26 protein-coding genes are annotated in these 25,642 nt (G+C 61.7%); 10 read left to right on the top strand and 16 right to left on the bottom strand.

Features of this window, described 5'->3' with window-relative positions:
* Positions 1 to 37: 37 nt before the first annotated feature.
* Positions 38 to 988, top strand: coding sequence for a homoserine kinase (locus NPS58_RS20095; protein ID WP_274117035.1), 951 nt, complete (start codon positions 38 to 40; stop codon positions 986 to 988).
* Positions 989 to 1,054: 66 nt separating this feature from the next.
* Here NPS58_RS20095 and NPS58_RS20090 read toward each other — a convergent pair whose 3' ends face one another.
* Complete coding sequence (locus NPS58_RS20090) at positions 1,055 to 1,978, bottom strand: zinc ABC transporter substrate-binding protein (protein WP_425313087.1); 924 nt, start codon at positions 1,976 to 1,978, stop codon at positions 1,055 to 1,057.
* A 66-nt stretch (positions 1,979 to 2,044) separates the two neighbouring features.
* On the opposite strand from NPS58_RS20090, the gene zur reads away from it, so the two are divergent.
* From zur to NPS58_RS20070, 4 genes are all read left to right on the top strand, one after another.
* On the top strand, positions 2,045 to 2,527 hold the full coding sequence (gene zur / locus NPS58_RS20085; RefSeq protein WP_274117034.1) for a zinc uptake transcriptional repressor Zur: 483 nt from the start codon (positions 2,045 to 2,047) through the stop codon (positions 2,525 to 2,527).
* The gene (gene znuC / locus NPS58_RS20080; RefSeq protein WP_274117033.1) at positions 2,527 to 3,306 is read left to right on the top strand and encodes a zinc ABC transporter ATP-binding protein ZnuC; all 780 of its coding nucleotides are present in this window, start codon (positions 2,527 to 2,529) and stop codon (positions 3,304 to 3,306) included. The genes zur and znuC overlap by 1 nt, the downstream gene beginning before the upstream one ends.
* Positions 3,299 to 4,081, top strand: coding sequence for a zinc ABC transporter permease subunit ZnuB (znuB, locus tag NPS58_RS20075; RefSeq protein WP_274117032.1), 783 nt, complete (start codon positions 3,299 to 3,301; stop codon positions 4,079 to 4,081). Before znuC ends, znuB begins: the two co-directional genes overlap by 8 nt.
* A gap of 128 nt (positions 4,082 to 4,209) precedes the next feature.
* Positions 4,210 to 4,923 (top strand): PA5502 family lipoprotein, encoded by a 714-nt coding sequence (locus tag NPS58_RS20070; protein WP_274117031.1) that lies wholly within the window; start codon positions 4,210 to 4,212, stop codon positions 4,921 to 4,923.
* A gap of 37 nt (positions 4,924 to 4,960) precedes the next feature.
* Here the strand turns inward: NPS58_RS20070 and katE are convergent, their stop codons facing one another.
* Positions 4,961 to 7,183 carry a catalase HPII gene (gene katE / locus NPS58_RS20065; RefSeq protein ID WP_274117030.1) on the bottom strand — a complete coding sequence of 741 codons (2,223 nt, stop codon included), beginning with the start codon at positions 7,181 to 7,183 and terminating at the stop codon, positions 4,961 to 4,963.
* A 141-nt stretch (positions 7,184 to 7,324) separates the two neighbouring features.
* Here katE and NPS58_RS20060 point away from each other — a divergent pair, with 141 nt between their 5' ends.
* From NPS58_RS20060 to NPS58_RS20050, 3 genes are all read left to right on the top strand, one after another.
* Positions 7,325 to 8,332: a methionine ABC transporter ATP-binding protein gene (locus NPS58_RS20060; RefSeq protein ID WP_274117029.1), complete on the top strand. Its 1,008-nt coding sequence runs from the start codon at positions 7,325 to 7,327 to the stop codon at positions 8,330 to 8,332.
* The gene (locus tag NPS58_RS20055) at positions 8,332 to 9,003 is read left to right on the top strand and encodes a methionine ABC transporter permease (protein WP_028942636.1); all 672 of its coding nucleotides are present in this window, start codon (positions 8,332 to 8,334) and stop codon (positions 9,001 to 9,003) included. Before NPS58_RS20060 ends, NPS58_RS20055 begins: the two co-directional genes overlap by 1 nt.
* 62 nt (positions 9,004 to 9,065) lie before the next feature.
* Positions 9,066 to 9,836, top strand: coding sequence for a MetQ/NlpA family ABC transporter substrate-binding protein (locus NPS58_RS20050; protein ID WP_274117028.1), 771 nt, complete (start codon positions 9,066 to 9,068; stop codon positions 9,834 to 9,836).
* A 72-nt stretch (positions 9,837 to 9,908) separates the two neighbouring features.
* On the opposite strand, the gene NPS58_RS20045 is transcribed toward NPS58_RS20050, so the two are convergent.
* Genes NPS58_RS20045 through NPS58_RS20025 form a run of 5 tightly spaced genes read right to left on the bottom strand, consistent with a single transcriptional unit; the run spans position 9,909 to position 13,813 of the window.
* Positions 9,909 to 10,541: an SCO family protein gene (locus tag NPS58_RS20045; protein WP_274117027.1), complete on the bottom strand. Its 633-nt coding sequence runs from the start codon at positions 10,539 to 10,541 to the stop codon at positions 9,909 to 9,911.
* Positions 10,538 to 11,437 carry a heme o synthase gene (gene cyoE, locus NPS58_RS20040; protein ID WP_274117026.1) on the bottom strand — a complete coding sequence of 300 codons (900 nt, stop codon included), beginning with the start codon at positions 11,435 to 11,437 and terminating at the stop codon, positions 10,538 to 10,540. The genes NPS58_RS20045 and cyoE overlap by 4 nt, the downstream gene beginning before the upstream one ends.
* Complete coding sequence (locus NPS58_RS20035; RefSeq protein WP_274117025.1) at positions 11,422 to 12,504, bottom strand: COX15/CtaA family protein; 1,083 nt, start codon at positions 12,502 to 12,504, stop codon at positions 11,422 to 11,424. Before NPS58_RS20035 ends, cyoE begins: the two co-directional genes overlap by 16 nt.
* Before the next feature lie 9 nt (positions 12,505 to 12,513).
* Positions 12,514 to 13,107 (bottom strand): hypothetical protein, encoded by a 594-nt coding sequence (locus NPS58_RS20030; RefSeq protein WP_274117024.1) that lies wholly within the window; start codon positions 13,105 to 13,107, stop codon positions 12,514 to 12,516.
* Complete coding sequence (locus NPS58_RS20025; protein ID WP_274117023.1) at positions 13,073 to 13,813, bottom strand: SURF1 family protein; 741 nt, start codon at positions 13,811 to 13,813, stop codon at positions 13,073 to 13,075. Before NPS58_RS20025 ends, NPS58_RS20030 begins: the two co-directional genes overlap by 35 nt.
* A 63-nt stretch (positions 13,814 to 13,876) precedes the next feature.
* On the opposite strand from NPS58_RS20025, the gene NPS58_RS20020 reads away from it, so the two are divergent.
* Positions 13,877 to 14,080: a twin transmembrane helix small protein gene (locus NPS58_RS20020; protein WP_274117022.1), complete on the top strand. Its 204-nt coding sequence runs from the start codon at positions 13,877 to 13,879 to the stop codon at positions 14,078 to 14,080.
* Positions 14,081 to 14,086: 6 nt separating this feature from the next.
* Here the strand turns inward: NPS58_RS20020 and NPS58_RS20015 are convergent, their stop codons facing one another.
* The 4 genes from NPS58_RS20015 to coxB are packed head-to-tail and all read right to left on the bottom strand — an operon-like array spanning position 14,087 to position 18,351.
* The gene (locus NPS58_RS20015; RefSeq protein ID WP_274117021.1) at positions 14,087 to 14,974 is read right to left on the bottom strand and encodes a cytochrome c oxidase subunit 3; all 888 of its coding nucleotides are present in this window, start codon (positions 14,972 to 14,974) and stop codon (positions 14,087 to 14,089) included.
* A 12-nt stretch (positions 14,975 to 14,986) separates the two neighbouring features.
* Positions 14,987 to 15,556, bottom strand: coding sequence for a cytochrome c oxidase assembly protein (locus NPS58_RS20010; RefSeq protein WP_274117020.1), 570 nt, complete (start codon positions 15,554 to 15,556; stop codon positions 14,987 to 14,989).
* 25 nt (positions 15,557 to 15,581) lie between these two features.
* The gene (ctaD, locus tag NPS58_RS20005) at positions 15,582 to 17,171 is read right to left on the bottom strand and encodes a cytochrome c oxidase subunit I (RefSeq protein ID WP_028942626.1); all 1,590 of its coding nucleotides are present in this window, start codon (positions 17,169 to 17,171) and stop codon (positions 15,582 to 15,584) included.
* A 52-nt stretch (positions 17,172 to 17,223) separates the two neighbouring features.
* The gene (gene coxB / locus NPS58_RS20000) at positions 17,224 to 18,351 is read right to left on the bottom strand and encodes a cytochrome c oxidase subunit II (RefSeq protein ID WP_274117019.1); all 1,128 of its coding nucleotides are present in this window, start codon (positions 18,349 to 18,351) and stop codon (positions 17,224 to 17,226) included.
* Between the two features lie 369 nt (positions 18,352 to 18,720).
* Between coxB and NPS58_RS19995 the strand changes: the two genes are divergently transcribed.
* The gene (locus tag NPS58_RS19995) at positions 18,721 to 19,368 is read left to right on the top strand and encodes a hypothetical protein (protein ID WP_274117018.1); all 648 of its coding nucleotides are present in this window, start codon (positions 18,721 to 18,723) and stop codon (positions 19,366 to 19,368) included.
* A 49-nt stretch (positions 19,369 to 19,417) separates the two neighbouring features.
* Here NPS58_RS19995 and NPS58_RS19990 read toward each other — a convergent pair whose 3' ends face one another.
* The 5 genes from NPS58_RS19990 to prlC form a co-directional block, all read right to left on the bottom strand.
* Positions 19,418 to 20,950: a SulP family inorganic anion transporter gene (locus tag NPS58_RS19990; protein ID WP_274117017.1), complete on the bottom strand. Its 1,533-nt coding sequence runs from the start codon at positions 20,948 to 20,950 to the stop codon at positions 19,418 to 19,420.
* A 185-nt stretch (positions 20,951 to 21,135) separates the two neighbouring features.
* Positions 21,136 to 21,855, bottom strand: a complete 720-nt coding sequence (locus NPS58_RS19985) for a carbonic anhydrase (protein WP_028942622.1) — start codon at positions 21,853 to 21,855, stop codon at positions 21,136 to 21,138.
* A gap of 246 nt (positions 21,856 to 22,101) precedes the next feature.
* A complete protein-coding gene (locus tag NPS58_RS19980) occupies positions 22,102 to 23,163 on the bottom strand; it encodes a PA0069 family radical SAM protein (RefSeq protein WP_274117016.1) in 1,062 nt (353 codons plus the stop codon).
* 76 nt (positions 23,164 to 23,239) lie between these two features.
* Positions 23,240 to 23,521, bottom strand: coding sequence for a YheV family putative zinc ribbon protein (locus NPS58_RS19975; protein WP_274117015.1), 282 nt, complete (start codon positions 23,519 to 23,521; stop codon positions 23,240 to 23,242).
* Positions 23,518 to 25,569: an oligopeptidase A gene (gene prlC / locus NPS58_RS19970; protein ID WP_274117014.1), complete on the bottom strand. Its 2,052-nt coding sequence runs from the start codon at positions 25,567 to 25,569 to the stop codon at positions 23,518 to 23,520. The genes NPS58_RS19975 and prlC overlap by 4 nt, the downstream gene beginning before the upstream one ends.
* Between the last annotated feature and the right edge of the window lie 73 nt (positions 25,570 to 25,642).

The following is a 25,642-nucleotide window of genomic DNA, read 5'->3' as shown; positions in this document are numbered from 1 at the left end:
TTCCCTGCAGAAGTGCCCGTATGGGCAATTTTTGATCATGTCAGTCTTCACCCCCCTGACCCGGCCTGAGCTGGAAACCTTTCTGGCGCCGTACGGCCTGGGTCGCCTGCGGGACTTCCAGGGCATTGCCGCCGGTACCGAGAACAGCAATTTTTTCGTCAGCCTCGAACAGGGTGAGTTCGTGCTGACGCTGGTCGAGCGCGGTCCGATCCAGGACCTTCCGTTCTTCATCGAACTGCTCGACGTGCTGCATGAAGCAGACCTGCCTGTGCCATACGCCTTGCGGGGCAACGACGGCGTGGCCCTGCGCGAGCTGGCCGGCAAACCGGCGCTGCTGCAGCCACGCCTGCCTGGCAAGCACATCAAGGAGGTTAACAACCAGCATTGCGTGCAGATCGGCGAATTGCTCGGCCACCTGCACCTGGCTACCCGCAACAAGGTGCTGGAGCGCAAGACCGACCGTGGCCTGGACTGGATGCTGGAGACGGGCGCCGAACTGATGCCGCGCCTGAACCCACAGCAGCGCCAACTGCTGCAGGCCTGCCTGGACGAAATCGTTGAACACCAGGCGCACATAATGGCGCTGCCGCGCGCCAACCTGCACGCCGACCTGTTCCGCGACAACGTGCTGTTCGAAGGCACCCATCTCACCGGCCTGATCGACTTCTACAATGCCTGCTCCGGCCCGATGCTCTACGACCTGGCAATCACCCTCAACGACTGGTGCTGCGACGACACTGGGAAGATCGATGGCCCTCGGGCGCGGGCGTTGCTGGGGGCTTATGCGGCCCTGCGGCCGTTTACCTCGGCCGAGGCCCACCTGTGGCCGGTGATGCTGCGCATTGCCTGCGTGCGATTCTGGCTGTCGCGCCTGATCGCTGCGCAGTCGTTTGCCGGAATGGATGTTCTGATCCACGATCCTGCCGACTTTGAAGTGCGCCTGGCAGCGCGCCAACACGTCGAGATCGCCTTGCCGTTCGCCTTGTAAAACGATCGCGGGGCAAGCCCGCTCCTGGCCACTTGGCAGGAGCGGGCTTGCCCCGCGATCAGCTTCTCAGAGTTTCTCCAGGCACCCTGCCAAATCGTCCCCCAGCTTCTCCAGCAACTGCTCATACCCCCGGGTACTGGCGGGCGCTGTGCCGCCCAACGCATCCAGCTCGGCCAGCGTAACCGGCAAGCCTGCCGTCAACGTCTCGGCCAATCGGGGGCGCAATGGAGGCTCGCTGAACACACACGTCTTGCCCACTTCCTGCAGGCGCTTGCGCATGGCCGCCACGTGCTGGGCGCCCGGCTGCACTTCGGCGGCCACGCTGAATACGCCGGTGTGTTTCAAGCCATAGGCTGACTCGAAGTAGTCGAAAGCTTCATGGAACACGAAGTAGGGCTTGCCGCTGATACCGGCGAGGCGCGTCTTCAAGCGCGCATCCAGGGCATCCAGACGCTCGCCGAAGGCCTTCAGGTTGCTCTGGTAGCGGGCGGCATTGGCAGGATCGGCAACACTCAGGTCGCTGGCCATTTTCGCGGCGATCACCCGGGCATTGACCGACGACAACCACAGGTGGGCATCGAGGCTGCCGGGGCGATGATCGTGATCATGCTCGTCGGCATCGTCGTCATGATCGTGGGAATGGCTGTCTTCGCCAAAGTGACGCAGTTGCAAGCCTGGCAGGCCCTGCACAGCAACACTCGGCTTGCTGCGGCCCTTGAGCACCCGGGGCAGGAAACCCTCCATGTCCGGCCCGATCCAGTACAGCAGATCGAAATCGTTCACCCGCCGTACGTCGGATGGGCGCAGGGCATAGTGATGGGGCGAGGCCCCTGGCGGGAGCAGCACTTCAGGGCTGCCGACACCGTCCTGAACGGCCGCAGCGATCTGTTGCAGCGGCTTGATGCTGGTCAGGACACGGACTTCGGCCTGTACCTGGGCCATCACCAAGGCGGTGATTAAAGCGACAAAAAGGGCAAAAAATCGGGACACGATGACCACTCAATGGGGCAGGAACAGGTAACATAATAACGTCTCTAATCAGAACCGTCGCCGCCCATGCCTAAAACCCCGCTGGCCAACCGCCCCCACGACCACTCCCATTGCGTGCACAGCGCCCTGGCCGAGGCCGATGCCCTGTGCGCACGCCAGGGCCTGCGCCTGACTGCCTTGCGCCGCCGCGTGCTGGAACTGGTCTGGCAGAGCCACAAACCGCTGGGCGCCTACGACATTCTCGCTGTACTGAGCGAACAGGACGGTCGTCGGGCCGCGCCACCGACGGTCTATCGCGCCCTCGATTTTCTCCTCGAGAACAGCCTGGTGCACCGCATCGCTTCGCTCAACGCCTTTATAGGCTGCAGCCACCCGGAACATGCCCACCAGGGCCAGTTCCTGATTTGCCGCACGTGCCATGTGGCGATCGAGCTCGAGCAAACCAGCATCAGCGACGCCATCGTTACCAGTGCCAAGGATGTCGGTTTCAGCGTCGAGACGCAGACCGTCGAAGTCGTCGGCCTGTGCGGAAACTGCCGGAGCGCCTGATGAGCAACGCGTTGATTCGTCTTGAACAGGTTGGCGTGGCGTTCTCCGGGCAGGCGGTGCTCGACAGCATCGACCTGGCGGTGGAACCCGGGCAGATCGTTACCCTGATCGGCCCCAACGGCGCCGGCAAAACCACCCTGGTGCGCGCCGTACTCGGCCTGCTCAAGCCGCACACCGGCAAAGTCTGGCGCAAACCACGCCTGCGCATCGGCTACATGCCGCAGAAGCTTCAAGTGGATGCCACCCTGCCACTGTCGGTGCTGCGCTTTCTGCGCCTGGTGCCGGGCGTGGATCGAGCCGCAGCGCTGTCGGCGCTCAATGAAGTCGGTGCCGAGCAGGTGATCGACAGCCCGATCCAGACCATCTCCGGTGGCGAAATGCAGCGTGTGCTGCTGGCTCGCGCCCTGCTGCGCGAGCCTGAGTTGCTGGTGCTCGACGAACCTGTACAGGGCGTCGATGTAGCGGGCCAGGCCGAGTTGTACAGCTTGATCACTCGCCTGCGCGACCGTCATGGCTGTGGCGTGCTGATGGTGTCCCATGACCTGCACCTGGTCATGAGCACCACCGACCAGGTGGTCTGCCTGAATCGCCACGTCTGCTGTTCCGGTCACCCGGAGCAGGTCAGCGGCGACCCGGCCTTTGTCGAGTTGTTCGGCAGTAATGCACCGAGCCTTGCGATCTACCACCACCATCACGACCACAGCCACGACTTGCATGGTTCTGTGGTTGCCCCGGCCCAAGGCGGGCACGTACACGGAGAACACTGCAAGCATGGCTGATTTTCTGCTCTACGCCCTGCTCGCAGGCTTGGCCCTTGCCGTGGTTGCTGGCCCCCTGGGTTCATTCGTGGTCTGGCGGCGCATGGCCTACTTCGGCGACACCCTGTCTCACGCCGCACTGCTGGGCGTGGCCCTGGGCTTCGTGCTGGATATCAGCCCGGCGCTGGCGGTCACGGTCGGCTGCCTGCTGCTGGCGATCCTGCTGGTTACCCTGCAGCAACGCCAGCCGCTGGCCTCCGATACCTTGCTGGGGATTCTCGCCCCGAGCACCCTGTCGCTTGGCCTGGTGGTCCTGAGCTTCATGCACGATGTGCGCATCGACCTGATGGCTTACTTGTTCGGTGACCTGCTGGCGATCAGCCCGGGCGACCTGGCCTGGATTCTCGGCGGCAGTGCCGCGGTACTGTTGCTGCTGGTGGCCCTATGGCGGCCGCTGCTGGCAGTCACCGTGCACGAAGAGTTGGCCATGGTCGAAGGCTTGCCCGTAGCCGCACTGCGCCTGGCACTGATGCTGCTGATTGCAGTGGTCATCGCGGTGGCGATGAAGATTGTCGGTGTGCTGTTGATCACCTCGTTGCTGATCATCCCGGCGGCTGCGGCCCAGCGTCACGCCCGCTCGCCCGAGCAAATGGCCCTGGGCGCCAGCCTGCTTGGCGTCACGGCCGTTTGCGGCGGCCTGGCACTGTCGTGGTTCAAGGACACCCCGGCCGGTCCTTCGATCGTGGTCTGTGCGGCAGTGCTATTCTTGCTGAGCCTGGCCTGGCCCCGGCGCTGAACCTCGGGGTGCAGCCTGACGGTTGCACCCTGCAGCATATAAATCATGCCGGGCCTCAAGATTTATTTTCGAGTCTGCGGACTGGGTGTAGACTTGCTCGCTTTTTGCGCAAATAGAGAGTCGCAGGAATGAAGCCGTTCGCCTCCCGTTATCTGCTCCTTGCCGCGTTTTCCCTGATCCTGGCTGCGTGCTCCAGCACCCCGGCCGATAACGCCGCAGCACCCGCCCAGGCCGATGCCTGGCAGCAGTTGGAGCAAAGCATCGCCAGCAGTGAGCTGGCCACCGCTGAAGATCAGCTGGCCGCGCTGCAAGCCCAGGCCCCCAACGACAGCCGGGTCGAGCAATACCAGCGCCAGCTGGCAGAAGCCTATCTGCAACGCAGCCAGATCGTTCTGCAAAAAGGTGATGTGAATGCCGCTGCCACCGCATTGAGCCGCGCCCGCGCGCTGATGCCCAAGGCACCGGCCCTGACCGGCGGCGTCAACGGCGCCATTGCCCAGGCCCGCAAGGCGGAACTGGAAAAGGCCGAAGCGGCCCTCAAGGCGGCTGAAGCCCGGCCCAAGGCCCGGGTCATCGACCCGACCGCGCCGAGCACCGTCATTGCGCTCAAAACCCGCAACATCGCCCAGATGCGCAAGCAGCTCGACGATATCGCCGCCGATGTCGTGAACTACCAATGCGACGTGGTGTTCCAGGTGCCGCGCAAGGATGACGCACCGTGGCTCAAGACTCTGTTGAGCAAGCGCGTCAACAAGCTCGACAGCGAGTTCGCCCTTGAGCAGTCCCACGAAATCCATCGCGAACAGCCCGCGCAAGTGGTGCTGGTACCCCGCCGTCCATGAGTGATCGGGTGCCCACAGGGGCACCCGCTTCCAGCAGCTAGGCCGGAATCGCCTGGGCTGCGGCCTCCCGTTCCCACACCCGATGCTTGCTGATAGCCGTGATGAACGCCTTATAGGTGTTGGGATCGTCGCCCAGCAGCAGGCCGCCATCGGCTTTCAACTTCAGGGTATCGAGCAGTGTCTGCGCCTCTTTGGCAAACCCCATGGGCTTGAGATGCTTGTAGGCCTCGAGTAGAAAGTGCAACGCCACGCCATTGCCCGAGAGCGCCTGTAGCGACGCCTTGCCGGCGGGCACCCACAACGCATCGAAGGCCACCGATGGCATCCCTTCCATCGAGGCGTCCACCGCCAGCGCCTTGCCCTGGGCGGTCTTGACCGCTGCAGAGGTCGGGCCCAGCAGCTTGACCTGGGCACTTTCGGCTTCCAGTGCCTTGACCAGCCCATCGACGCTACCGCCGTCTACCCCATCGGCCACCAGCACCGCGACCTTGCGCCCCTTGATCCCCTCTCCCAACAGGTTCATCTGACTCAGGGCAGGGGATTTCTTCACGCTGGTCTCGGGCACCTGCACCGTACCTTTCTTCGGCGCTGGCAAGCCGAGGTTCTCGGCCACCCGCTTGGCCAGTTGAAGGTCGATATTGGCGAGGATCTCGTTCACTTCCCGGGCACGAATGTGCTCACGCTCGACCTTGCCCAGCTCGAAACTGTAGGCACTGATGATGTGTTCCTTTTCCGTGTTGCTCATGCTGTTGAAAAACAGTCGTGCCTGGGAAAAGTGATCGGCGAACGAAGGGCTGCGCTGACGCACCTTGTGTGCCTCGATCCGCTCGGGGTAAGACTCGAAACCGCCATCGCTGGCCGCCGGCGGCGTTTCCTTCGGCCAGCCGCCGTCAATCGAGTTGGGCTCGTAGGAGGCCCGGCCCTTGTCCAGGGTCACCCGGTGCTGGGCGTCACGCTGGCCATTGTGGTTCGGTGCCAACGGCCGATTGATCGGAATTTCGTGGAAGTTGGGCCCACCCAGGCGGCTGATCTGGGTGTCGGTGTAGGAGAACAGCCGGCCCTGCAGCAGCGGATCGTTGGAAAAGTCGATGCCGGGGACGATATGGCCTGGGCAGAACGCAACTTGCTCGGTCTCGGCGAAGAAATTGTCGGGGTTGCGGTTGAGCACCATCTTGCCCAGAGGGGTTACCGGCACCAGCTCTTCAGGAATGATCTTGGTCGGGTCGAGCAGGTCGAAGTCGAATTTGTGTTCGTCCGCCTCCGGCACGATCTGCACGCCGAACTCCCATTCCGGGTAATTTCCGGTTTCAATGGCCTCCCACAAGTCACGACGGTGATAGTCGGTGTCCTTGCCGGCCAACTTCTGCGCTTCATCCCAGAGCAGCGAGCAGACACCCGCCTTGGGCTTCCAGTGGAACTTGACGAAGTGCGACTCGCCCTTGGCGTTGATCATGCGAAAGGTGTGCACGCCAAATCCCTGCATGGTGCGCAGGCTTTTCGGAATGGCCCGGTCCGACATCGCCCAGATCACCATGTGTGCAGACTCCGGCACCAGCGAGACAAAATCCCAGAATGTGTCGTGGGCCGAGCCGCCCGTGGGCATTTCGTTATGGGGCTCGGGTTTTACCGCATGGACGAAGTCAGGGAACTTGATCGCATCCTGGATGAAAAACACCGGCATGTTGTTACCCACCAGGTCGAAGTTGCCTTCCTCGGTGAAGAACTTCACAGCAAAGCCGCGCACGTCACGCACGGTGTCTCCCGACCCTCGTGGCCCCTGGACGGTTGAAAAACGTACGAACACCGGGGTGATTTTTTCCGGATCCTGCAGGAATCCGGCCTTGGTCAGCGCTGCGTGGGATTGATAGGCCTGGAAGTAGCCATGGGCGCCGCTACCCCGTGCGTGGACGATCCGCTCGGGAATACGCTCATGGTCAAAGTGGGTGATCTTCTCGCGCATGATGAAGTCTTCGAGCAACGACGGGCCGCGATCGCCTGCGCGCAGGGTGTTCTGGTTGTCGGCAACCTTGACCCCCTGATTGGTACGCAAGGCCTGGCCTGTTGCGTCGCTGCGAAAGGTTTCCAGACTCTGCAGCTTGGCATTGGTGTTGGCCCGGTCCGGGGTCTGGGTGCCGGCCAGTTGACTTTCCTTGGGCGGATTCTTCTTGCTGGGCATTGGAACGCTCTCCTCGATCAGTCTCGGTTCGACCCCACGGCGGGCCCTTTCAGTAGTGACTGACCAGGTACTGCGAGCGTTCATTCGGATTTACCACTGATCGCGTTATTCCCGTAGCATTGGTCTATTACGAAATAAATGCTAAGAACCTCTATACGAACAGGCTAAAATGCGCGCCCGGCTAACCGCTGACCAAATTTCCATGCGCCCCACAAGGTTCGCTACGTGATCGAGTTTCAAAATGTGCATAAAACCTACCGCGTCGCCGGTAGGGACATCCCCGCGCTGCACCCGACCAACCTGAGTGTCGAAGACGGCCAGGTGTTCGGACTGATCGGCCATTCCGGTGCCGGTAAAAGTACCCTGCTGCGCCTGATCAACCGCCTGGAAGCCCCAAGCGGCGGCAAGATCATTGTCGACGGCGAAGACGTCACCGCCTTCAACGCCAACGACCTGCGTCGCTTCCGCCAGCAAGTCGGGATGATCTTCCAGCACTTCAACCTGCTGGCCTCCAAGACCGTGGCCGACAACGTCGCCCTGCCACTGACCCTGGCCGGCGAGCTGTCGCGCAAGGACATCGACGCCCGCGTCAATGAGTTGCTGGCTCGCGTCGGCCTGTCGGATCACGCCCGAAAGTACCCGGCGCAGCTGTCGGGCGGCCAAAAGCAACGGGTAGGCATCGCCCGCGCCCTGGCCACCAAGCCGAAGATCCTGCTGTGCGACGAGGCCACTAGCGCGCTCGACCCGCAGACCACCGCCTCGGTGCTGCAATTGCTGGCCGAGATCAACCGCGAACTCAAACTGACCATCGTACTGATCACCCATGAAATGGACGTGATCCGTCGGGTCTGCGACCGCGTGGCGGTCATGGACGCCGGGCAGATCGTCGAGCAGGGGCCGGTTGCCGATGTATTCCTGCACCCGCAGCACCCGACCACCAAGCGCTTCGTCCAGGAAGACGAGCAGGTCGACGAAGCCGAGCAGCGCGACGACTTCGCCCATGTGCCGGGCCGGATCATCCGCCTGACCTTCCAGGGCGACGCCACCTATGCGCCGCTGCTGGGCACCGTGGCCCGGGAAACCGGTGTGGACTACAGCATCCTCGCGGGCCGCATCGATCGCATCAAAGACACCCCGTATGGGCAGCTGACCCTGGCCGTCACCGGCGGCGACATGGAAGCGGCATTCGCTCGCTTCACGGCGGCTGATGTTCATATGGAGGTACTGCGTTAATGGAATTCCTGAGTTTCTTTGCCAACGTCGATTGGGCCGAAATCTGGCTGGCCACCGTCGACACCATGATCATGCTGTTCGGCTCGCTGTTCTTCACCGTGCTGCTGGGCCTGCCGTTGGGCGTGTTGCTGTTCCTGTGCGGCCCGCGTCAGCTGTTCGAGCAAAAAGGCGTGTACGCGCTGCTGTCGCTGGTCGTCAACATCCTGCGCTCGCTGCCGTTCATCATCCTGCTGATCGTGATGATTCCCTTCACGGTGCTGATCACCGGCACCTCGCTGGGCGTCGCCGGGGCCATTCCACCGCTGGTGGTGGGCGCCACGCCGTTCTTTGCCCGCCTGGTGGAAACCGCCCTGCGCGAAGTCGATCGAGGCATCATCGAAGCGACCCAGTCGATGGGTGCCACTACTCGCCAGATCATCATGAATGCCCTGTTGCCGGAAGCCCGTCCGGGTATCTTCGCGGCCATCACGGTTACCGCCATTACCCTGGTGTCATACACCGCCATGGCGGGTGTGGTGGGCGCGGGCGGCCTGGGCGACCTGGCGATCCGCTTTGGTTACCAACGCTTCCAGACCGACGTCATGATTGTCACCGTGGTCCTGCTGCTGATCCTGGTTCAAGTGCTGCAGAGCGTGGGCGACAAACTGGTTGTGCATTTTTCCCGTAAGTAACCCCATGGGTCGGCGCTGCCGACGCACCGGGGGCCGGACCGGCCCTCACAAGGAGTGATTTGATGAAAAAGCTGCTTGCTGTTGTCGCCGCCGTCGCGGCCTTCTCTGCCCAGGCCGAGACCCTGACCGTGGCCGCCACCCCGGTTCCCCACGCCGAGATCCTCGAGTTCGTCAAACCGGCCCTGGCCAAAGAAGGCGTGGACCTGAAGGTGAAGGTATTCACCGACTACATCCAGCCGAACGTCCAGGTTGCCGAAAAGCGCCTGGACGCCAACTTCTTCCAGCACCAGCCCTACCTGGACGAGTTCAACAAGGCCAAGAATACCCATCTGGTCAGCGTTGCCGGTGTACACCTGGAGCCCCTGGGCGCCTACTCCAGCAAGTACAAGAAGCTCGACGAACTGCCATCGACTGCCACCGTGGTCATCCCAAACGATGCCACCAACGGCGGCCGTGCCTTGCTGCTGCTGGACAAGTCCGGCGTGATCAAGCTCAAGGACAACACCAACATCCTGTCCACCGTCAAAGACATCACCGAGAACAGCAAGAACTTCAAGTTCCGTGAACTGGAAGCGGCGACCATCCCGCGCGTGCTGACCCAGGTCGACCTGGCGCTGATCAACACCAACTACGCGCTGGAAGCCAAGCTCAGCCCTGAAAAGGACGCACTGGTCATCGAAGGCAGCGACTCGCCTTATGTGAACATTCTGGTAACCCGCGAAGACAACAAGGATGCCGAGGCGGTGAAGAAGCTGGTTGCAGCCCTGCACACCCCGGAAGTGAAGAAGTTCATCGAAGAGAAGTACAAGGGCGCGGTCAAGCCTGCGTTCTGATTCTGTAATTGATCGCGGGGCAAGCCCGCTCCTACCGTGAGTGTAGGAGCAGGCTTGCCCCGCGATTTTTTTTCAATCCCGCTTAACCAACCCCGGCAACTGAGCAACCAGCTTCTGGTTGTTGAACGGCGCGCGAATGAAGCCGCGCTGTTTGCCATCCGGCCCAATCAAGGCCAGGTTGCCGCTGTGATCGACGGTGTAGTTCGGCTTGCTGGTATCGGCCGGAATGAACGGAATACTCACCGCATTGGCCAGTTTCTGAATGTTCTCCAGTGAGCCGGTCAGGCCACGAAAATCCTTGTCGAAATAACCCAGGTACTGCTGCAGCTGCGCCGGGGTATCGCGGTTGGGGTCCACGCTGACCAGAATCACCTGCAGGCGATCCGCTGCCTCTTTAGGCAGTTCGCTCTTAACCTGGCGCAGCTGCGCGAGGGTGGTCGGGCAGATGTCCGGGCAGAAGGTATAGCCGAAGAACAGCAGCGACCATTTGTCCTTGAGTTCATCCACCGCCACGGCCTGACCCTTTTCATCGGTCATTTCCAGGCTCGGCACGGTGCGGCTTTGCGGCAGCAAAATGATGCCGGCGTCGATCAGCTCGGTGGGATTGCCCTCGCTGCGGCCATTGAGCACCTTGTTGACAGTAAGCCCAAGGATCACGGCGACCAGGGCAACGAGAATGAAGACGGTTTTCTGGGTTCGAGTCATAGGTTCAACAGTAGGTAGTGGTCTACAAGCAGCGCGATGAACAACAGGAACAGGTACCAGATAGAGTACTTGAAGGTCTTGATCGCCGCGTGCGGCCGGCTGCCACGGTACAACACCCAGGCCCATTGCAGGAAGCGTGCGCCCAGCACCACGGCGCAGGCCAGGTACAACACACCGCTCATGTGAATGACAAAAGGCAGCAGGCTGACCGCCAGCAGTACCAGGGTGTAAAGCAGGATATGCACTTTTGTGTAGTGCTCGCCGTGGGTCACCGGCAGCATGGGGATATCCGCCTTGGCGTATTCTTCCTTGCGGTGGATGGCCAGGGCCCAGAAGTGCGGCGGGGTCCAGGCGAAGATGATCAGCACCAGCAGCAAGGGCTCTGCGCTGATGTGCCCGCTGATCGCCACCCAGCCCAGCAATGGCGGTGCCGCCCCGGCCAGGCCACCAATGACGATGTTCTGTGGGGTGGCGCGCTTGAGAAAGCCGGTATAGATCACCGCATAGCCCAACAGCGAGGCCAGCGTCAGCCAGGCCGTGAGGGCATTGGTGAACACCAACAGCAAGGCCATGCCCGTGAGCGCCAGCAGCAAGGCAAAGACCAGCGCAGCCGCCGGTGCGACCCGGCCTTCGGCCAACGGCCTTTTATGGGTGCGGGCCATCAGCGCGTCAATGCGCCGGTCCACCACATGATTGACCGCCGCTGCCGCGCCTGCACAACAGGCGATGCCCAGGTTGCCGAACAGCAGCACCGTCCAGGGCACTCCCGCACGGGTGGCGAGGAACATGCCCACCAGCGAAGTGATCAGCATCAGCACAACGACCTTGGGCTTGGTCAGCTCCAGGTAGTCGCGCCAGCCCGCTTGCAGCCTGCGCTCGCTCAGAAGCGTCGCCATGCGTTATCTCCCAGATAGTGAACCACGCCGCCCGTGTTCAGCGGCGTCAGGCGCCAGCCCTGGCTGACCCGACGAGCCTTCGCCCGGGCCACCACGCGAATGCGGTAATTGACCAGCACCATGCACAACAACAGCATCGCGCCCCCGGCGTTATGGGCCACGGCGACCGCCAGTGGCAGGTGGAACAGCACATTGCTGATGCCCAGGCCGATCTGCACGGCCAGCGCCAGCAGCACCAGCCGCGACAATTTGCCCAGGCCGTGACGGTGCAACTTCCAGCTCAGCAACAACAGTACGCAGGTGACCATCAGCGCCCCCAGGCGATGGCTGATATGAATAGCGGTGCGTGCATCGCTGTCCAACTGCCCGCCCAGGTAATTGGGGCCGATGTGCTGGGTGAGATGAAAGCCGTTGGCGAAATCCGCCTGCGGCCACCACTGGCCGTGACAGGTGGGCAGGTCGATACAGGCCACTGCCGCGTAGTTGGCGCTCACCCAACCGCCCAGGGCGATCTGTCCGATCACCACCAGCAAGGCCAGGGCCGCGATCCGCCGCACACTCAGGGGCAGCCGAGGTAGCGGGGCAAAGGCCCGGGACAGGCGCAAACTCAACAGGAACAGCAGGCTCAAGGTGGCGAAGCCGCCCAGCAAGTGGGCGGTGACCACCTGCGGCCACAGCTTGAGCGTCACCGTCCACATGCCGAAGGCCGCCTGGGCGAATACCACGCCCAGCAGCATCAAGGGCAGGCGGTAGGGCTGACCTTCACGCCCGTGGCGACGCCAGGCTTGCCAGGCCAGCAGGGTGATCACCAATGCCAGGGTGCCTGCGAAATAGCGGTGGACCATCTCGTTGCGGCCCTTGTGGACTTCTACCGGCGTGTCCGGGTAGTGCAACTCGGCATGAGCAAGCTGCGCCTCGGTCTTGGGCACGCTGATAAAGCCATAGCATCCCGGCCAGTCCGGGCAGCCCAGGCCGGCATGGGTGAGGCGGGTGTAGGCACCGAGCAGGACGACCACCAGTGCCAGCAAGGTGGCGAACACAGCGAGGCGAAATCCAGGTCTGGCCATGGTGGAGTCCTACCCGATATTGGACAGTTTCAGCAGGTGGCGCAGGTCGTTGAGCAAGTCTTTGCCCTTGACCCTGGCGTCGTAGCGCAGCACCAGGTTGCCGTGGGGATCGACGATCCACAGTTGTGCTTCCTGCTTGCCCTGGCTGGCCGCGCCGTATTTGCCCAGGTCCAGCGGATAACGCTGCAGCTGCGGGTATTCACGCTCAAGCCGGGCTTGATAGTCGGCACCCACCGGCTGAGCAGTGGCCAGGGCATGGCTGGCGCGGCTGGCATCGCGGCCCAGGCCGATCTGGATCTGCCGCGCCAGGTACACCAGCTGCTGGCAATCCAGGCCGCAATCCCTGGGTGCACTTACCAGCAACTGCCAGCGCTGCTCGTCTGCACTCACGCCCAGGTCGGCGCGACTCTGGCCGTTGCCGATCATCTCGCCGTGGTAGCTGCGGCTGTCCGGCACCCAGAACTGGAACTTGTACATGCCGGTGGCCAGCAGCATCGGGCCGATCACCACCAGCAGGATCAGCACCAGTTGCAGGCGCCCCCGGGTGCGACCTGCCGGCGTCTTGCCGTCAGACATGTTGAGTGGACTCGTGGCGACTCCCATGCTGTTTCTCCTTGTTGTTATGCCAGCCGAAGTAGAGGTAGAGCAGCACCAGGGCCAACGCCAGGGCAAACCACTGCACGGCGTAGCCCAGGTGTTTTTCCGGGCCCAGGGCGACGACGGGCCAGTCCAGCCGATAGCTGGCCTGGCCCGGTTCCAGGCGCAATTCATGGGCAAATCCTTCGCGAGACAGCTGCGACCAGAGGTGTCTTGCATCGATGGCTGTGAGCAATCGCGGCCAGTCGCCGCCTTCAGGGTCGGCATGCAGCTGGAAAGTGGCACCGGGCGCGACATACACCCAGGCATCCAGGCTCAGCGCTTGCTCCGGCGTGCTGAATTGCACAGGGTTGCGCCGATCCGGCCAGGGCAGCCAGCCACGATTGACCAGCAGCCACTCGCCACTGGCCTGGTCGAGAAAAGGTTGCAGCAGCTCGACGCCGACCTGGCCGTCACGAATTCGGTTGTCGAGCAGAAGGCTATGGTGGCGGTCGAAACGGCCGAACAGATGCACCCGACGATAGGCAGGGTCCGGCAGTTGCGACAGCTGCGCAGCACCCAGGGCGTCACTGGCCTGGCGCTCGGCATAGCTGGCGAGCAGGACGCGCTTTTGCTCGGCGCGATCCAGTTGCCAGCAACCCAATGCAATCAGGCCGGGCAGCAGCATCAGCACCACCAGGGTCGGAACCCAGCCTGGGCGAAAGGGCTTCACCCGGTCACCCCATGGTCAATCGCTATACTTAAGGTCATCGATGCATCCCCCCGGAGTTTCGCCATGCTCAAAGCCGCGATTGTCCTGATGCTGCTGGCCACCATCGCCAGCCTGTTCAGTGGCCTGTTCTTTCTGGTCAAGGACGACGGACAGTCCACGCGCCTGCTCAAGGCCCTGACCGTGCGGGTCACCCTCGCTGCGCTGACCCTGGCGCTGATTACCTGGGGCTTCTACAGCGGCCAGCTGGTGTCTCACGCACCGTTCTGACCCGTGCTACAGCACATACACGAAGATAAACAGCCCCACCCAGACCACATCCACGAAGTGCCAGTACCAGCTGGCCGCCTCGAAACCGAAGTGTTTGTCGGCGTTGAAGTGCCCGCGCATGATCCGTACCAGCATCACCAACAGGATCAACGTGCCCATGGTCACGTGGGCACCATGAAAGCCTGTGAGCATGAAGAAGGTCGCGCCGTAGATGCCCGAACCCAGTGTCAGGCCCAGTTCGGTATAGGCCTCGTGATATTCGTAGGCCTGCAGGATCAGGAAGGAGATGCCTAGCACGATGGTCAGTGCCAGCCAGAATTTGAGCGGACCCCGGTGGTTCTTGCGCAGGGCGTGGTGGGCGATGGTCACGGTGACACTGGAACTGACCAGCAGGATGGTGTTGATCAGCGGCAGGTGCCAGGGATCGATGATGTCCCTGGGTGGCGGAAAGAGTTTCGGATCAGGCGTATTGAGCAGCGGCCAGGCGAATTCGAAGTTCGGCCAGAGCATGTGCGCCACGCCTTTCGCACCTTCCCCGCCCAACCAAGGGCCGGCCAGGTTGCGCACATAAAACAAGGCACCAAAAAAGGCGATGAAGAACATCACCTCGGAGAAGATGAACCACGACATGCCCCAGCGGAACGAGCGGTCCAGCTGCGGGCTGTAGAGCCCGGCACGGCTCTCTTTAATGACCGCACCGAACCAGCCGAACATCATGTAGGCCAGGCACAACGCCCCCAGGAAGAAGATCCATGGCCCATGAGAGTCAGGTCGCCCGGCCTTGAGGTCGTTGAACCAGGTGCCCAGGCCAAACACCGTGATGAACATGCCGATGGTGGCAATGATCGGCCACTTGCTTTGCGCCGGTACGTAATAGTGCTCATGCGAAGCCATTGAGTGTTCTCCTTATCGGGCGCCCTGTGCGTCCTGGCCCGCCAATTGTGCAACCGGCGGGTGGCGAGCGGTGATATCGAACAACGTGTAAGCAAGCGTCAGGTGTTTCACATCCTTGGGCAGGTCGCGGTCGACGATGAAACGCACCGGCATCTCTATGCGCTCTCCCGGTTGCAGCACCTGCTGGGTAAAGCAGAAGCATTCGGTCTTGTGGAAGTACGCCGCCGCCTCGGCCGGGGTAATGCTGGGGATGGCCTGGGCACTCATGGGTCTGTCGGTCGGGTTGCGGGCAATGAACACCATCTGATTGACCGCACCGGGATTGACGTCGATCTGGTCGGCGGTGGAGTGGAATTCCCAGACCATGTCGCTGGCATTGGTCGACATGAACTGCACTTTCACCGTACGGTCCGGATCACTGACCTGCGTCCCCTCGTATTGCCCCCCGGTCTTGCCGTTGATGCCGAAGGCCTTGCACATCACGTCGTAGATCGGCACCAGAGCAAAGCCGAAGGCAAACATCACCACGGTCAGCAGCATCAGCCGCATGACCAGGCGCTTGAGCGAAGTCCCTTCACTCATGATTCTCTCCTTCGGCCTTGGCCGTTCATTTCACTTCCGGTGGCGTCTGGAAGGTGTGATAGGGGGCTGGCGACGGCACCGACCACTCAAGGCCCTCGGCACCATCCCAGGGTTTGGCCGGCGCAGGCTTGCCGCCCCGAATGCACTTGATCACGATGAACAGGAAGAAAATCTGCGTGGCACCGAAGGTGAAGGCCCCGATCGAGGAAACCATGTTGAAGTCGGCGAACTGCAGGTTGTAGTCGGGAATCCGCCGCGGCATGCCCGCCAGGCCAACGAAGTGCATCGGGAAGAACGCCAGGTTCATACCGATGAACGACAACCAGAAGTGCAGCTTGCCCAGGGTCTCGTCGTACATGTGCCCGGTCCACTTCGGCAACCAGTAGTAGGCCGAGGCGAAGATGCCGAAGATCGCACCAGGCACCAGCACGTAGTGAAAGTGGGCAACCACGAAGTAGGTGTCATGGTACTGGAAGTCCGCCGGGGCAATGGCCAGCATCAGCCCGGAGAATCCGCCGATGGTGAACAGGATGACAAAGGCAATGGCGAACAGCATCGGAGTCTCGAAGGTCAGCGAACCTTCCCACATGGTGCTGACCCAGTTGAACACCTTCACCCCGGTAGGCACTGCGATCAGCATGGTGGCGTACATGAAGAACAACTCGCCGACCACCGGGATACCCACCACGAACATGTGGTGCGCCCAGACAATAAAGGAAAGAAAAGCGATTGCGCCGGTGGCATAGACCATCGAGGTGTAGCCGAACAGTGGCTTGCGCGAGAACGCCGGGATGATCGAACTGACCGCGCCGAACGCCGGCAGGATCATGATGTACACCTCGGGGTGGCCGAAGAACCAGAACACATGCTGGAACAACACCGGGTCACCGCCACCGGCGGCGCTGAAGAAGCTGGTGCCGAAGTGGATATCCATCAACATCATGGTCACCACACCGGCCAGTACCGGCATCACTGCAATCAGCAGAAAAGCAGTGATCAACCAGGTCCAGACGAACAGCGGCATCTTCATCAGGGTCATGCCCGGGGCACGCAGGTTGAGGATGGTGGCGATCACGTTGATCGCGCCCATGATCGAGCTGATCCCCATCAGGTGGATGGCGAAAATGAAGAACGTCACGCTTTCCGGTGCGTAGGTGGTCGATAGCGGCGCGTAGAACGTCCAGCCGAAGTTCGGCCCGCCACCGGGCATGAACAGGGTCGAGACCAGCAGCAGGAACGCCGCCGGCAACAGCCAGAAGCTGAAGTTGTTCATTCGCGGCAGGGCCATGTCGGGCGCGCCGATCATCAACGGAATCATCCAGTTGGCCAGGCCGACGAACGCCGGCATCACCGCACCGAACACCATCACCAGGCCATGCATGGTGGTCATCTGGTTGAAGAATTCCGGCTGCACGATCTGCAGGCCCGGCTGGAACAGCTCGGCGCGGATCACCATTGCGAACGAGCCGCCGAGCAGGAAGGCGATGAAGCTGAACCACAGGTACATCGTGCCGATGTCTTTATGGTTGGTGGTCAGCACCCAACGCATCAGGCCCTTGGCCGGCCCGTGGGCGTGGTCATGACCGTGGCTGTGGTCGTCGATCACTGCGCTCATGTCCTGTCTCCTGCAGTCCGGTGGCTGGTGCGGGTACACGCGTCGAGCCGGCTCATTTGCTTTCTGCCTGCTTGATCGCCAGCACATCTTTTGGCGTGACCATGTCGCCCTTGTTGTTGCCCCAGGCGTTACGTTCGTAGGTCACTACCGCGGCGATATCCACTTCCGACAATTGCTTGCCGAAGGCGGCCATGGCGGTGCCCGGCTTGCCATGGAAGACAATGCCCAGGTGATCTTCCTTGGGTCCGGTGGCGATTTTCGAACCCTTGAGTGCCGGGAACATCGGCGGCAGGCCCTGGCCTTCGGCCTGGTGACAGGCCACACAGGTGGTGTGGTAGACCTTGTCACCACGCTCGACCAGTTCCTGCAGCGTCCATTCCTTGCTGGTCAGCTCCTTGAGCTTGGCCGCTTCGGCCTTGCGTTCGCCGAGCCAGGTCTCGTAGTCGGCCTTGGACTTGACCTCGACCACCACCGGCATGAAACCGTGGTCCTTGCCGCACAACTCGGTGCACTGGCCGCGATAGATGCCGGGCTTCTCGACCCGAGTCCATGCCTCGTTGACGAAACCAGGGATGGCGTCACGCTTGACCGCAAAGGCCGGCACCCACCATGAGTGGATGACATCGGCAGCGGTGACCAGGAAGCGCACCTTGGCACCCACCGGCAGCACCAGCGGCTGGTCGACTTCGAGCAAGTAATGCTCGTCCTTGGGGGCTTTGTTGTGGATCTGGTCGGCGGGGGTGGCCAGGTTGCTGAAGAATTCGACGTCCTGGCCCAGGTATTTGTAATGCCACTTCCACTGGTAGCCGGTGACCTGGATATCCACATCCGATTCGCTGGCATCGTAGATGTCGATCAGGGTCTTGGTCGCTGGAATGGCCATGGCCACCAGGATCAGGAACGGCACTACCGTCCACATGATCTCGACCCAGGTGTGCTCGTGGAAATGCGCAGGCTGCTGGCCGGTCGAACGACGGTGGATGATCATCGACCAGAACATCGCGCCAAAGACCACCAGGCCGATGATCACGCAAATCCAGAAGATGGTCATGTGCAGGTCGAACACTGCGTTGCTGACTTCAGTCGCCCCTGGCGCCATGTTCACGGTCCAGGCGGCGTTGGCCTGACCGAATACCGACCACAACAGGAGGCCCATCCAGACATGTGGATGTCGCATCATTGCGGGTTCCCCTTATCGTTCTTGTTATCCCGGAGGCGTGGACCTACGGCTAAGGGTACGGCGGCCAAGACTGCGAACTTCGACGACCGAGCCCCTGCGAACTGCAGTCGGGCCTCATCAGCGAATCACTTTCAAACCGGAGTATAGACAGCGACCTCGACCACGCAACGCGAGCCGAGAAATCAAAGGCAACAGGTTGAACGTTTGCGCGCCAGCCCGCGTTTTACCTGGCGTGCGGCACAATGATGGCATTTCGATATAATCGCTGACTATAAGTGGCTTCGGTTTATGCCAAATGCGTCTTAGGCAATTGCAGAATAGAGCTAACTTAGTGTCTTCCGTTTGTCACGCCTTTACCCTGGAGTTGTCATGAACATCGCCGCTTTGCGCGAGCAGATCACCCGTGCCCATCAACATGAGACCGAAACCGGCCAACTGAAAGCGCAACTCGTCCAACAATTGCCGCACCTGCACCCCTCGATCCAGCTGCCTGAAATCGACGCACAAGGTGCATTGACCCGCTTCGTCGGCGCTTACATCGAGCAGGTTCCAGAAATGCTGGAAGCTGCCAATTCCGTTGCCCGCGAGGCGGGTATCGAATCGCAGATCAAGCCGGTGCTGAAAATCGCCGAGCAGTATTTCCTGCAACCGCCGGCCATCACCAACACCCACCTGGGCCTGGGATGCCTGCTGGACGAAGCGTACCTGGCGCATCGCCTGGTGGAAGAAGTCAACGACCTGTACATCAAGCACTTCAATCAACCGCTGATTCCGCTGGACACCACCGTGGCCAACCTGATCGCTCACCAGCTGATCGGCGAAGAATTCGCCAACCAGCTCGATGAAGTGGTGCATCACTCGGTGGACGAAATGCTCAATGAAGAGAGCTTCGCACTGGAGTCGGTGGAGCAGTACCGCGACAAACTCAGCAGCCCTGAAACTGGCGCCGCATGGAAGCGCTGGCCCTGCCTGTCGCGCCAGCTGGGCGTAGGGCTGGAGCTGGATCAGTCGGCCTGATATGAGGCAACGCCGGCTCCTACAGCGTGTGGAGTCGGCGTTGCTGACCTCAAGCGCCGAGGCCGGCAGTCATACGCACCCTCCCTTCGACGCGTCGCTTCAGACGACGCTGCTCGATCACCAACCTCGATCCCTTGCCCGCATTGGCGCGGCCCCAATCCTCCAGCAATTCAAGGCACGAGTGGTCTATGTAGCTCAGGTTCGCCAGCGGCACATGCAGCGTGGTAGCGGCGGGGATACCCTCAAGCGCCTGGGCCAACGCCGGCACCTTGAGAAAGGTCGCCGCACCGATGAGCCGGAGCTCCAGATGGCCCGGCGTATCGAGGCTGACCACGCTGATTTTCAAGCGTGCCGCCTTGAGTGCCAGCTTGAGCAGCGTCAGGGCAAAGCCGAGCAGAACACCCGTCAGCAGGTCGGTGAAGATGATCGCCAGCGCCGTCGCCGCATAGGTGAACATCGGCATCCGGCCATAGCGTCCCAGGCCGCGAAACGCCTTGAGATCGACCAGTTTGATCCCGGTGTACACCAGCACGCCCGCCAGGCTTGCCACCGGTATCTGCTGCAGCGTGCTGCTGAGCACCACTACGAACGCCAACAACCATATCCCATGCAGGATGGCCGAAAAGCGCGTTCGCGCACCGGCCTGCACATTGGCGGAGCTGCGCACAATCACGCCGGTCATCGGTAACGCACCCAACACCCCGCAGAGCATATTGCCCACACCCTGGGCTGACAATTCGCGATCAAAGTCCGAGCGCTGCCCGTTGTGCATGCGGTCCACCGCTGCTGCAGACAGCAAGGTTTCGGCGCTGGCGATGAAGGCGAGGGCAAAGGCGGCAACCAGCAGGTTGGGATCCGCCAGATCGAGCAGATCGGCCGGGTGCAACCAGTCGATGGCCTGGCTCAGGTCAGCCGGCACCTGGACCCGGTTGACCGGCAGCGTCAGCCAGATGCTGATCGCGGTCATCAGGGCAACACCCAGCAGAGCGCCCGGTACAAAGCGCAACGCTTGCGGTCGAAAGCGCTCCCACCCCCACATCACCGCAATGGTGCCCAAGCCCAATACCCCTGCCTGCCAACCCGTACCTGGGCCTTCAAGCGCCAGCGCCTGCTGTACGGTATCGGGAAACCCCAGCACATTGGCAAGCCCGGACGGCTGCGGTGCGCTGTCGAACATCACGTGCACCTGTGACAACACGATCAGCACGCCAATGCCGGCCAGCATGCCATACACCACGGCCGGCGCCGTTACCCGGAACCAGCAGCCCAGCCGCAAGCGCCCAGCCAACAACTGCAGCAACCCAGCCAACAACAGGATGGGGCCCAGCATGGCTACCCCATGCTGGCGCACCAGCTCGAACACCAGCACCGCAAGGCCTGCCGCCGGACCGCTGACCTGCAACGGTGAGCCGGCCAACCAGCCCACCACGATTCCACCGATAATTCCTGTGATCAGGCCTTTGGCCGGCGGCAGGCCCGAGGCAATTGCGATACCCATGCACAAAGGCAGTGCCACCAGAAACACCACCACCGAGGCCAGCAATTCACGCGGCAAGGCCGCTTTGACTTGTGTCTTGTTCACCGTGTCACTCCTTCCTTCTCGTTCACAGCCATTCCAATGGCCGATGGCACACCCCTGACAGACGCGCAGGCGCAGACCGCCAGACGAGCCGGCAGGCAATCAGGGAAATTCAAGGCAGCCGATGACCAGGCCGCACCCTGCAGGGGCGGCCGTCAATCAGCGTGTCGTGGGGGTTTCAGGGACGCTTAGTAGCGTCCTCTCGGGGTTGCGCAGGGGATTGGCTGGCCTGCAGCAAGGGGCAGGAAGCTGTCGCTGGCGGCGTCGTACGCTTCTATCTGACTGGTTTCGATGTCATAGATCCAACCATGGATATACAACTGGCCAGCCGCCAGGCGCGATGCTACCGAAGGGTGCGTGCGCAGGTGATGCAACTGGGCAATGACGTTTTCCTTGGTCAGCACTTGCATGCTTTCGTGCTCGCTGCCGCACGAACAGTTGTCTTCAACCACCGTGCGAGCCACCTCGGCATGACGCAGCCAGGCTTTGACCGTCGGCATCTTCTCCAGGCTGTTGGGGTTGAGTACCGCGCGCATGGCGCCGCAGTCGGAGTGACCGCAAATGATGATGTGGTGTACGCCAAGTGCCAGGACGGCATATTCGATGGCGGTGGAGACGCCGCCGTTCATCTGCCCGTAGGGCGGCACAACGTTACCGACGTTACGCGTGACGAACAGGTCGCCCGGCGAGCTCTGGGTAATCAGCTCGGGCACGATGCGGGAGTCGGCACAGGTGATGAACATCGCACGGGGCGTTTGCGCGGTGGCGAGCTTCTTGAACAGCTCCTGCTGCTCGGGGAAGACATCATGGTGAAAGCGCAGAAAGCCGTCGACGATATGCTTCAGGGCGGCATCGGCACTCTCGGCGGGAACTTCCGGGACAGCCTTGGATGGGTCCTTTACGGGCATGTTTCATCCTCTTTGACGGTTTAGGTTAAGTCCATTTTACCGGGTTGATGATTGGAACAGCACATGGCATTTAGATGACAAGTGCCAGCCAATAATCACTTAAATCGTTGGCTGAATTCCTACGCTACTCGGCGAAACTTAACTCAAACTGAATTCGGAGGCTCTAGAACGGGCGTTCCAGGAAATGAAACAAGTTCGACAGATAGTATCAAAAAAACATTAATGGCCAATACCCATTATTGCTTTTCAGAGTAGCGACATCTGCCCACCTGGCGGGCAAAATGCATTGCAATCAAGGGTATAGCCATTGCGGCGGTCGAGTTCCAAGCGACGAATCGCCTTGCTGAAACGCTGCGCCAGCAGATCGGCAAACACCCCCTCGCCGCGCATGCGCGCGCCAAAACGGCTGTCATACAACTCGCCACCACGACTTTGGCGGATCAGGCTCAACACATGGTTGGCCCGCTGCGGGTAGTGGTCCTGCAGCCATTGCTCGAACAGCGGCGCTACTTCCAGCGGGAGTCGCAACATCATGTAGGCAGCACTGAGCGCGCCGGCGCCCTTCGCCGCCTCGAGCAGGTGTTCAAGCTCGCTGTCGTTGATCATCGGAATCATCGGTGAACACAGTACGCCAACAGGAATACCCGCCTCGCTGAGTACACGGATGGCCCGCAGCCGTGCCTTTGGCGCTGCGGCGCGAGGTTCCAGGGTGCGCTTGAGTTCGTCGTCCAGGGTAGTGAGGCTGATCATCACTGCCACCAGCCGCTGTCGAGCAAGCTCGGTCAATAGATCGAGGTCGCGCAGGATCAGCGACCCCTTGGTGACAATGGTGACGGGATGGCGATAACGCAGCAGCACTTCCAACAACCGCCGGGTGAGCTTTTGCTCACGCTCGATAGGTTGGTAGGGGTCGGTATTGGAACCCAGGTTGATCGGCGCACATACATAGCCTGGCTTGCACAATTGTTGCTCAAGCACCGCGGCCGCGTTGGTCTTGGCGATCAGCTTGGTCTCGAAATCCAGCCCGGGCGACAGGTCCCAATAGGCATGGCTGGGTCGTGCATAGCAGTAGATACAACCGTGCTCACAACCACGATAGGGGTTGATCGAACGATCGAAGGGCAGGTCTGGGGAGCTGTTGCGGGTGATGATGGTCTTGGCGGTTTCGATCCGCACTTCGGTGCCTTGGGTCAGGGGCACTTCCTGATACCAGCCGTCGTCCTCGGCCACCGAGCGGTTCGGGGCGAAGCGGTTATGCGGATTGGTCGCGGTACCACGCCCCCGCACCGGGCCTTGAGGAGTAAACATGAAAACGCTCCGCATACTGTTTATACATACAGTACACGGGGCGTTTGCGTGATTCCAGTACCGCTGAGCGCCCGCCTTACTCGGCTGGTTTCTTCAGCTTTGGATTGGGGAAGAACTGCACGGTCTGTACCTTGGCCTCGGCCGGTTTCGACTCGACCTTGTTGACCCGGGTACCCAGTTCCTTGGGCACCGACAACCCCTGTTCGTTAAGGGTGTCGGAAAACCCGCAGGCCACGCACTCACGGTGTGGAACGCTGTCTTCGCTCCACATCATGAGTTTGTCCGGCTCGCTGCACGCGGGGCAGACTGCCCCGGCGATAAAGCGTTTTTTCGTCTTGATCACGGGCGCATCACTCATGCCGCCACTTCCTCGCTCAGGCCACAATGGCGCAAGAGTGCATCGATTGAAGGCTCTCGGCCACGGAAGTCGACGAACAGCAGCATCGGCTCCTGGGAGCCACCGCGAGCGAGGATGGCTTCGCGGAAGGCACGACCGGTGTCGGCATTGAGCACGCCTTCCTCTTCGAACCGCGAGAAGGCATCGGCCGAGAGCACTTCAGCCCACTTGTAGCTGTAGTAACCGGCCGCGTAACCACCGGCGAAGATATGCGCAAAGCTGTTGGGGAAGCGGTTGTACGCCGGTGGGCGCATGACCGATACCTCGTCGCGGATACCTTCGAGCACTTCCAGCACACTGCGGCCATCGCCATGGCTGGCATGCAGTTCGAAGTCGAAGAGCGAGAATTCCAGTTGGCGGACCATCATCAGGCCGGACTGGAAGTTCTTCGCCGCGAGCATTTTCTCCAGCAGGTCCTGGGGCAGTGGCGCACCGGTTTCGTAGTGACCGGAGATCAGCGCCAGGCCTTCAGGCTCCCAGCACCAGTTTTCCATGAACTGGCTTGGCAGCTCCACGGCATCCCAGGCCACACCGTTGATGCCGGAAACACCGGCGTGCTCGATGCGGGTCAGCAGGTGGTGCAGGCCATGACCGAACTCGTGGAACAGGGTGGTGACTTCGTCGTGGGTCAGCAGCGCCGGCTTGCCGGGCGCCGCCGGCGTGAAGTTGCACACCAGGTTGGCCACCGGGCTTTGCAACTGGCCGTCGGCGGCGCGACGACGGTCGCGGGCGCCATCCATCCAGGCGCCGCCACGCTTGTTGGCGCGGGCATAGAGGTCGAAGAAGAAGCGCCCCACGTGCTGGCCGTGCTCCTTGATCTCGAACAGGCGAACATCCGGGTGCCAGGTGTCGAAGCCCTTGAGCTCGGCAATCTCGATGCCGTACAGGCGCTGGACGATGGCGAACAGGCCGGACAGCACCTTGTCGATCGGGAAGTAGGCACGCAGGGTTTCCTGGGAAACGCTGTAGCGCTGCTCACGCAGTTTTTCGCCATAAAAGCCGCTGTCCCAGCTTTGCAGGTCCGGGCAGCCCTGCTCGGCGGCATAGGCCTTGAGCTGGGCCAGGTCCTGCTGGGCGAACGGCTTGCTGCGCTTGGCCAGGTCGCGCAGGAAACTCAGTACCTGGTCGCTGGATTCGGCCATCTTGGTCGCCAGGCTCAGCTCGGCGTAGTTGGCATAGCCGAGGAGCTCGGCCAACTCCTGGCGCAGGTCGAGGATCTCGCGCATCACCGGGCCATTGTCGAACTGGCCGGCATTGGGGCCCTGGTCGGAGGCGCGGGTGCAGTAGGCGGCGTAGATCTCTTCGCGCAGGGCGCGGTCTTGGGCGTAGGTCATCACCGCGTAGTAGCTTGGGAACTCGAGACTGATCAACCAGCCTTCAAGGCCCTTGGCCTGGGCAGCTGCGGCCATTTGCGCCTTGGCCGATTCGGTCAGGCCGGCAAGGGCGGCTTCGTCGGTAACGTGCTTGGTCCAGGCCTGGGTGGCATCGAGCAGCTGGTTGGAGAAGCGGCTGCCCAGTTCGCTGAGCTTGCTCTGTACTTCGGCATAACGCTGCTGCTGGTCGGCCGGCAGGTCGATACCCGACAGGCGGAAGTCACGCAGGGCGTGTTCGAGAATAGTCTTTTGCGCCACATCGAAGCCTGCGGCCTCGGGGCTGGCAATCAACGCCTCATAGGCCTGGAACAGCTCACGGTTCTGGCCCATTTCGGTGGCGTAGGCACTCAATGCCGGCAGGCAGGCCTCATAGGCCTCGCGCAGTTCGGCGCTGTTGCACACGGCATTGAGATGGCTCACCGGGCTCCAGGCGGCGCCCAGCCGGTCGTTGAGCTCGTCCATGGCCAGGATCAGGCCGGCCCAGCTTGGCTGCTGGCCCTGGGTCTTGAGAATCTGGGCAATCGCGGTACGGTTGTCGGCCAGGATCTGTTCAATCGCCGGCTGCACATGCTCGGCACGGATCGCCGAGAAGGGCGGCAAGTCATAAGACTGCAGTAGCGGGTTGGTCGCACTCACGGTTAAACACCTTGGCAGAAGAAACACTGGACCATCTTAATTACAATCGACGCCGACCGCAGCCCTATCAATA

Origin of the sequence: Pseudomonas putida, from assembly GCF_028682455.1 — a bacterium.
GTDB classification, from domain to species: domain Bacteria; phylum Pseudomonadota; class Gammaproteobacteria; order Pseudomonadales; family Pseudomonadaceae; genus Aquipseudomonas; species Aquipseudomonas putida_AA.
This window is presented reverse-complemented; position numbering and strand designations above follow the sequence as displayed.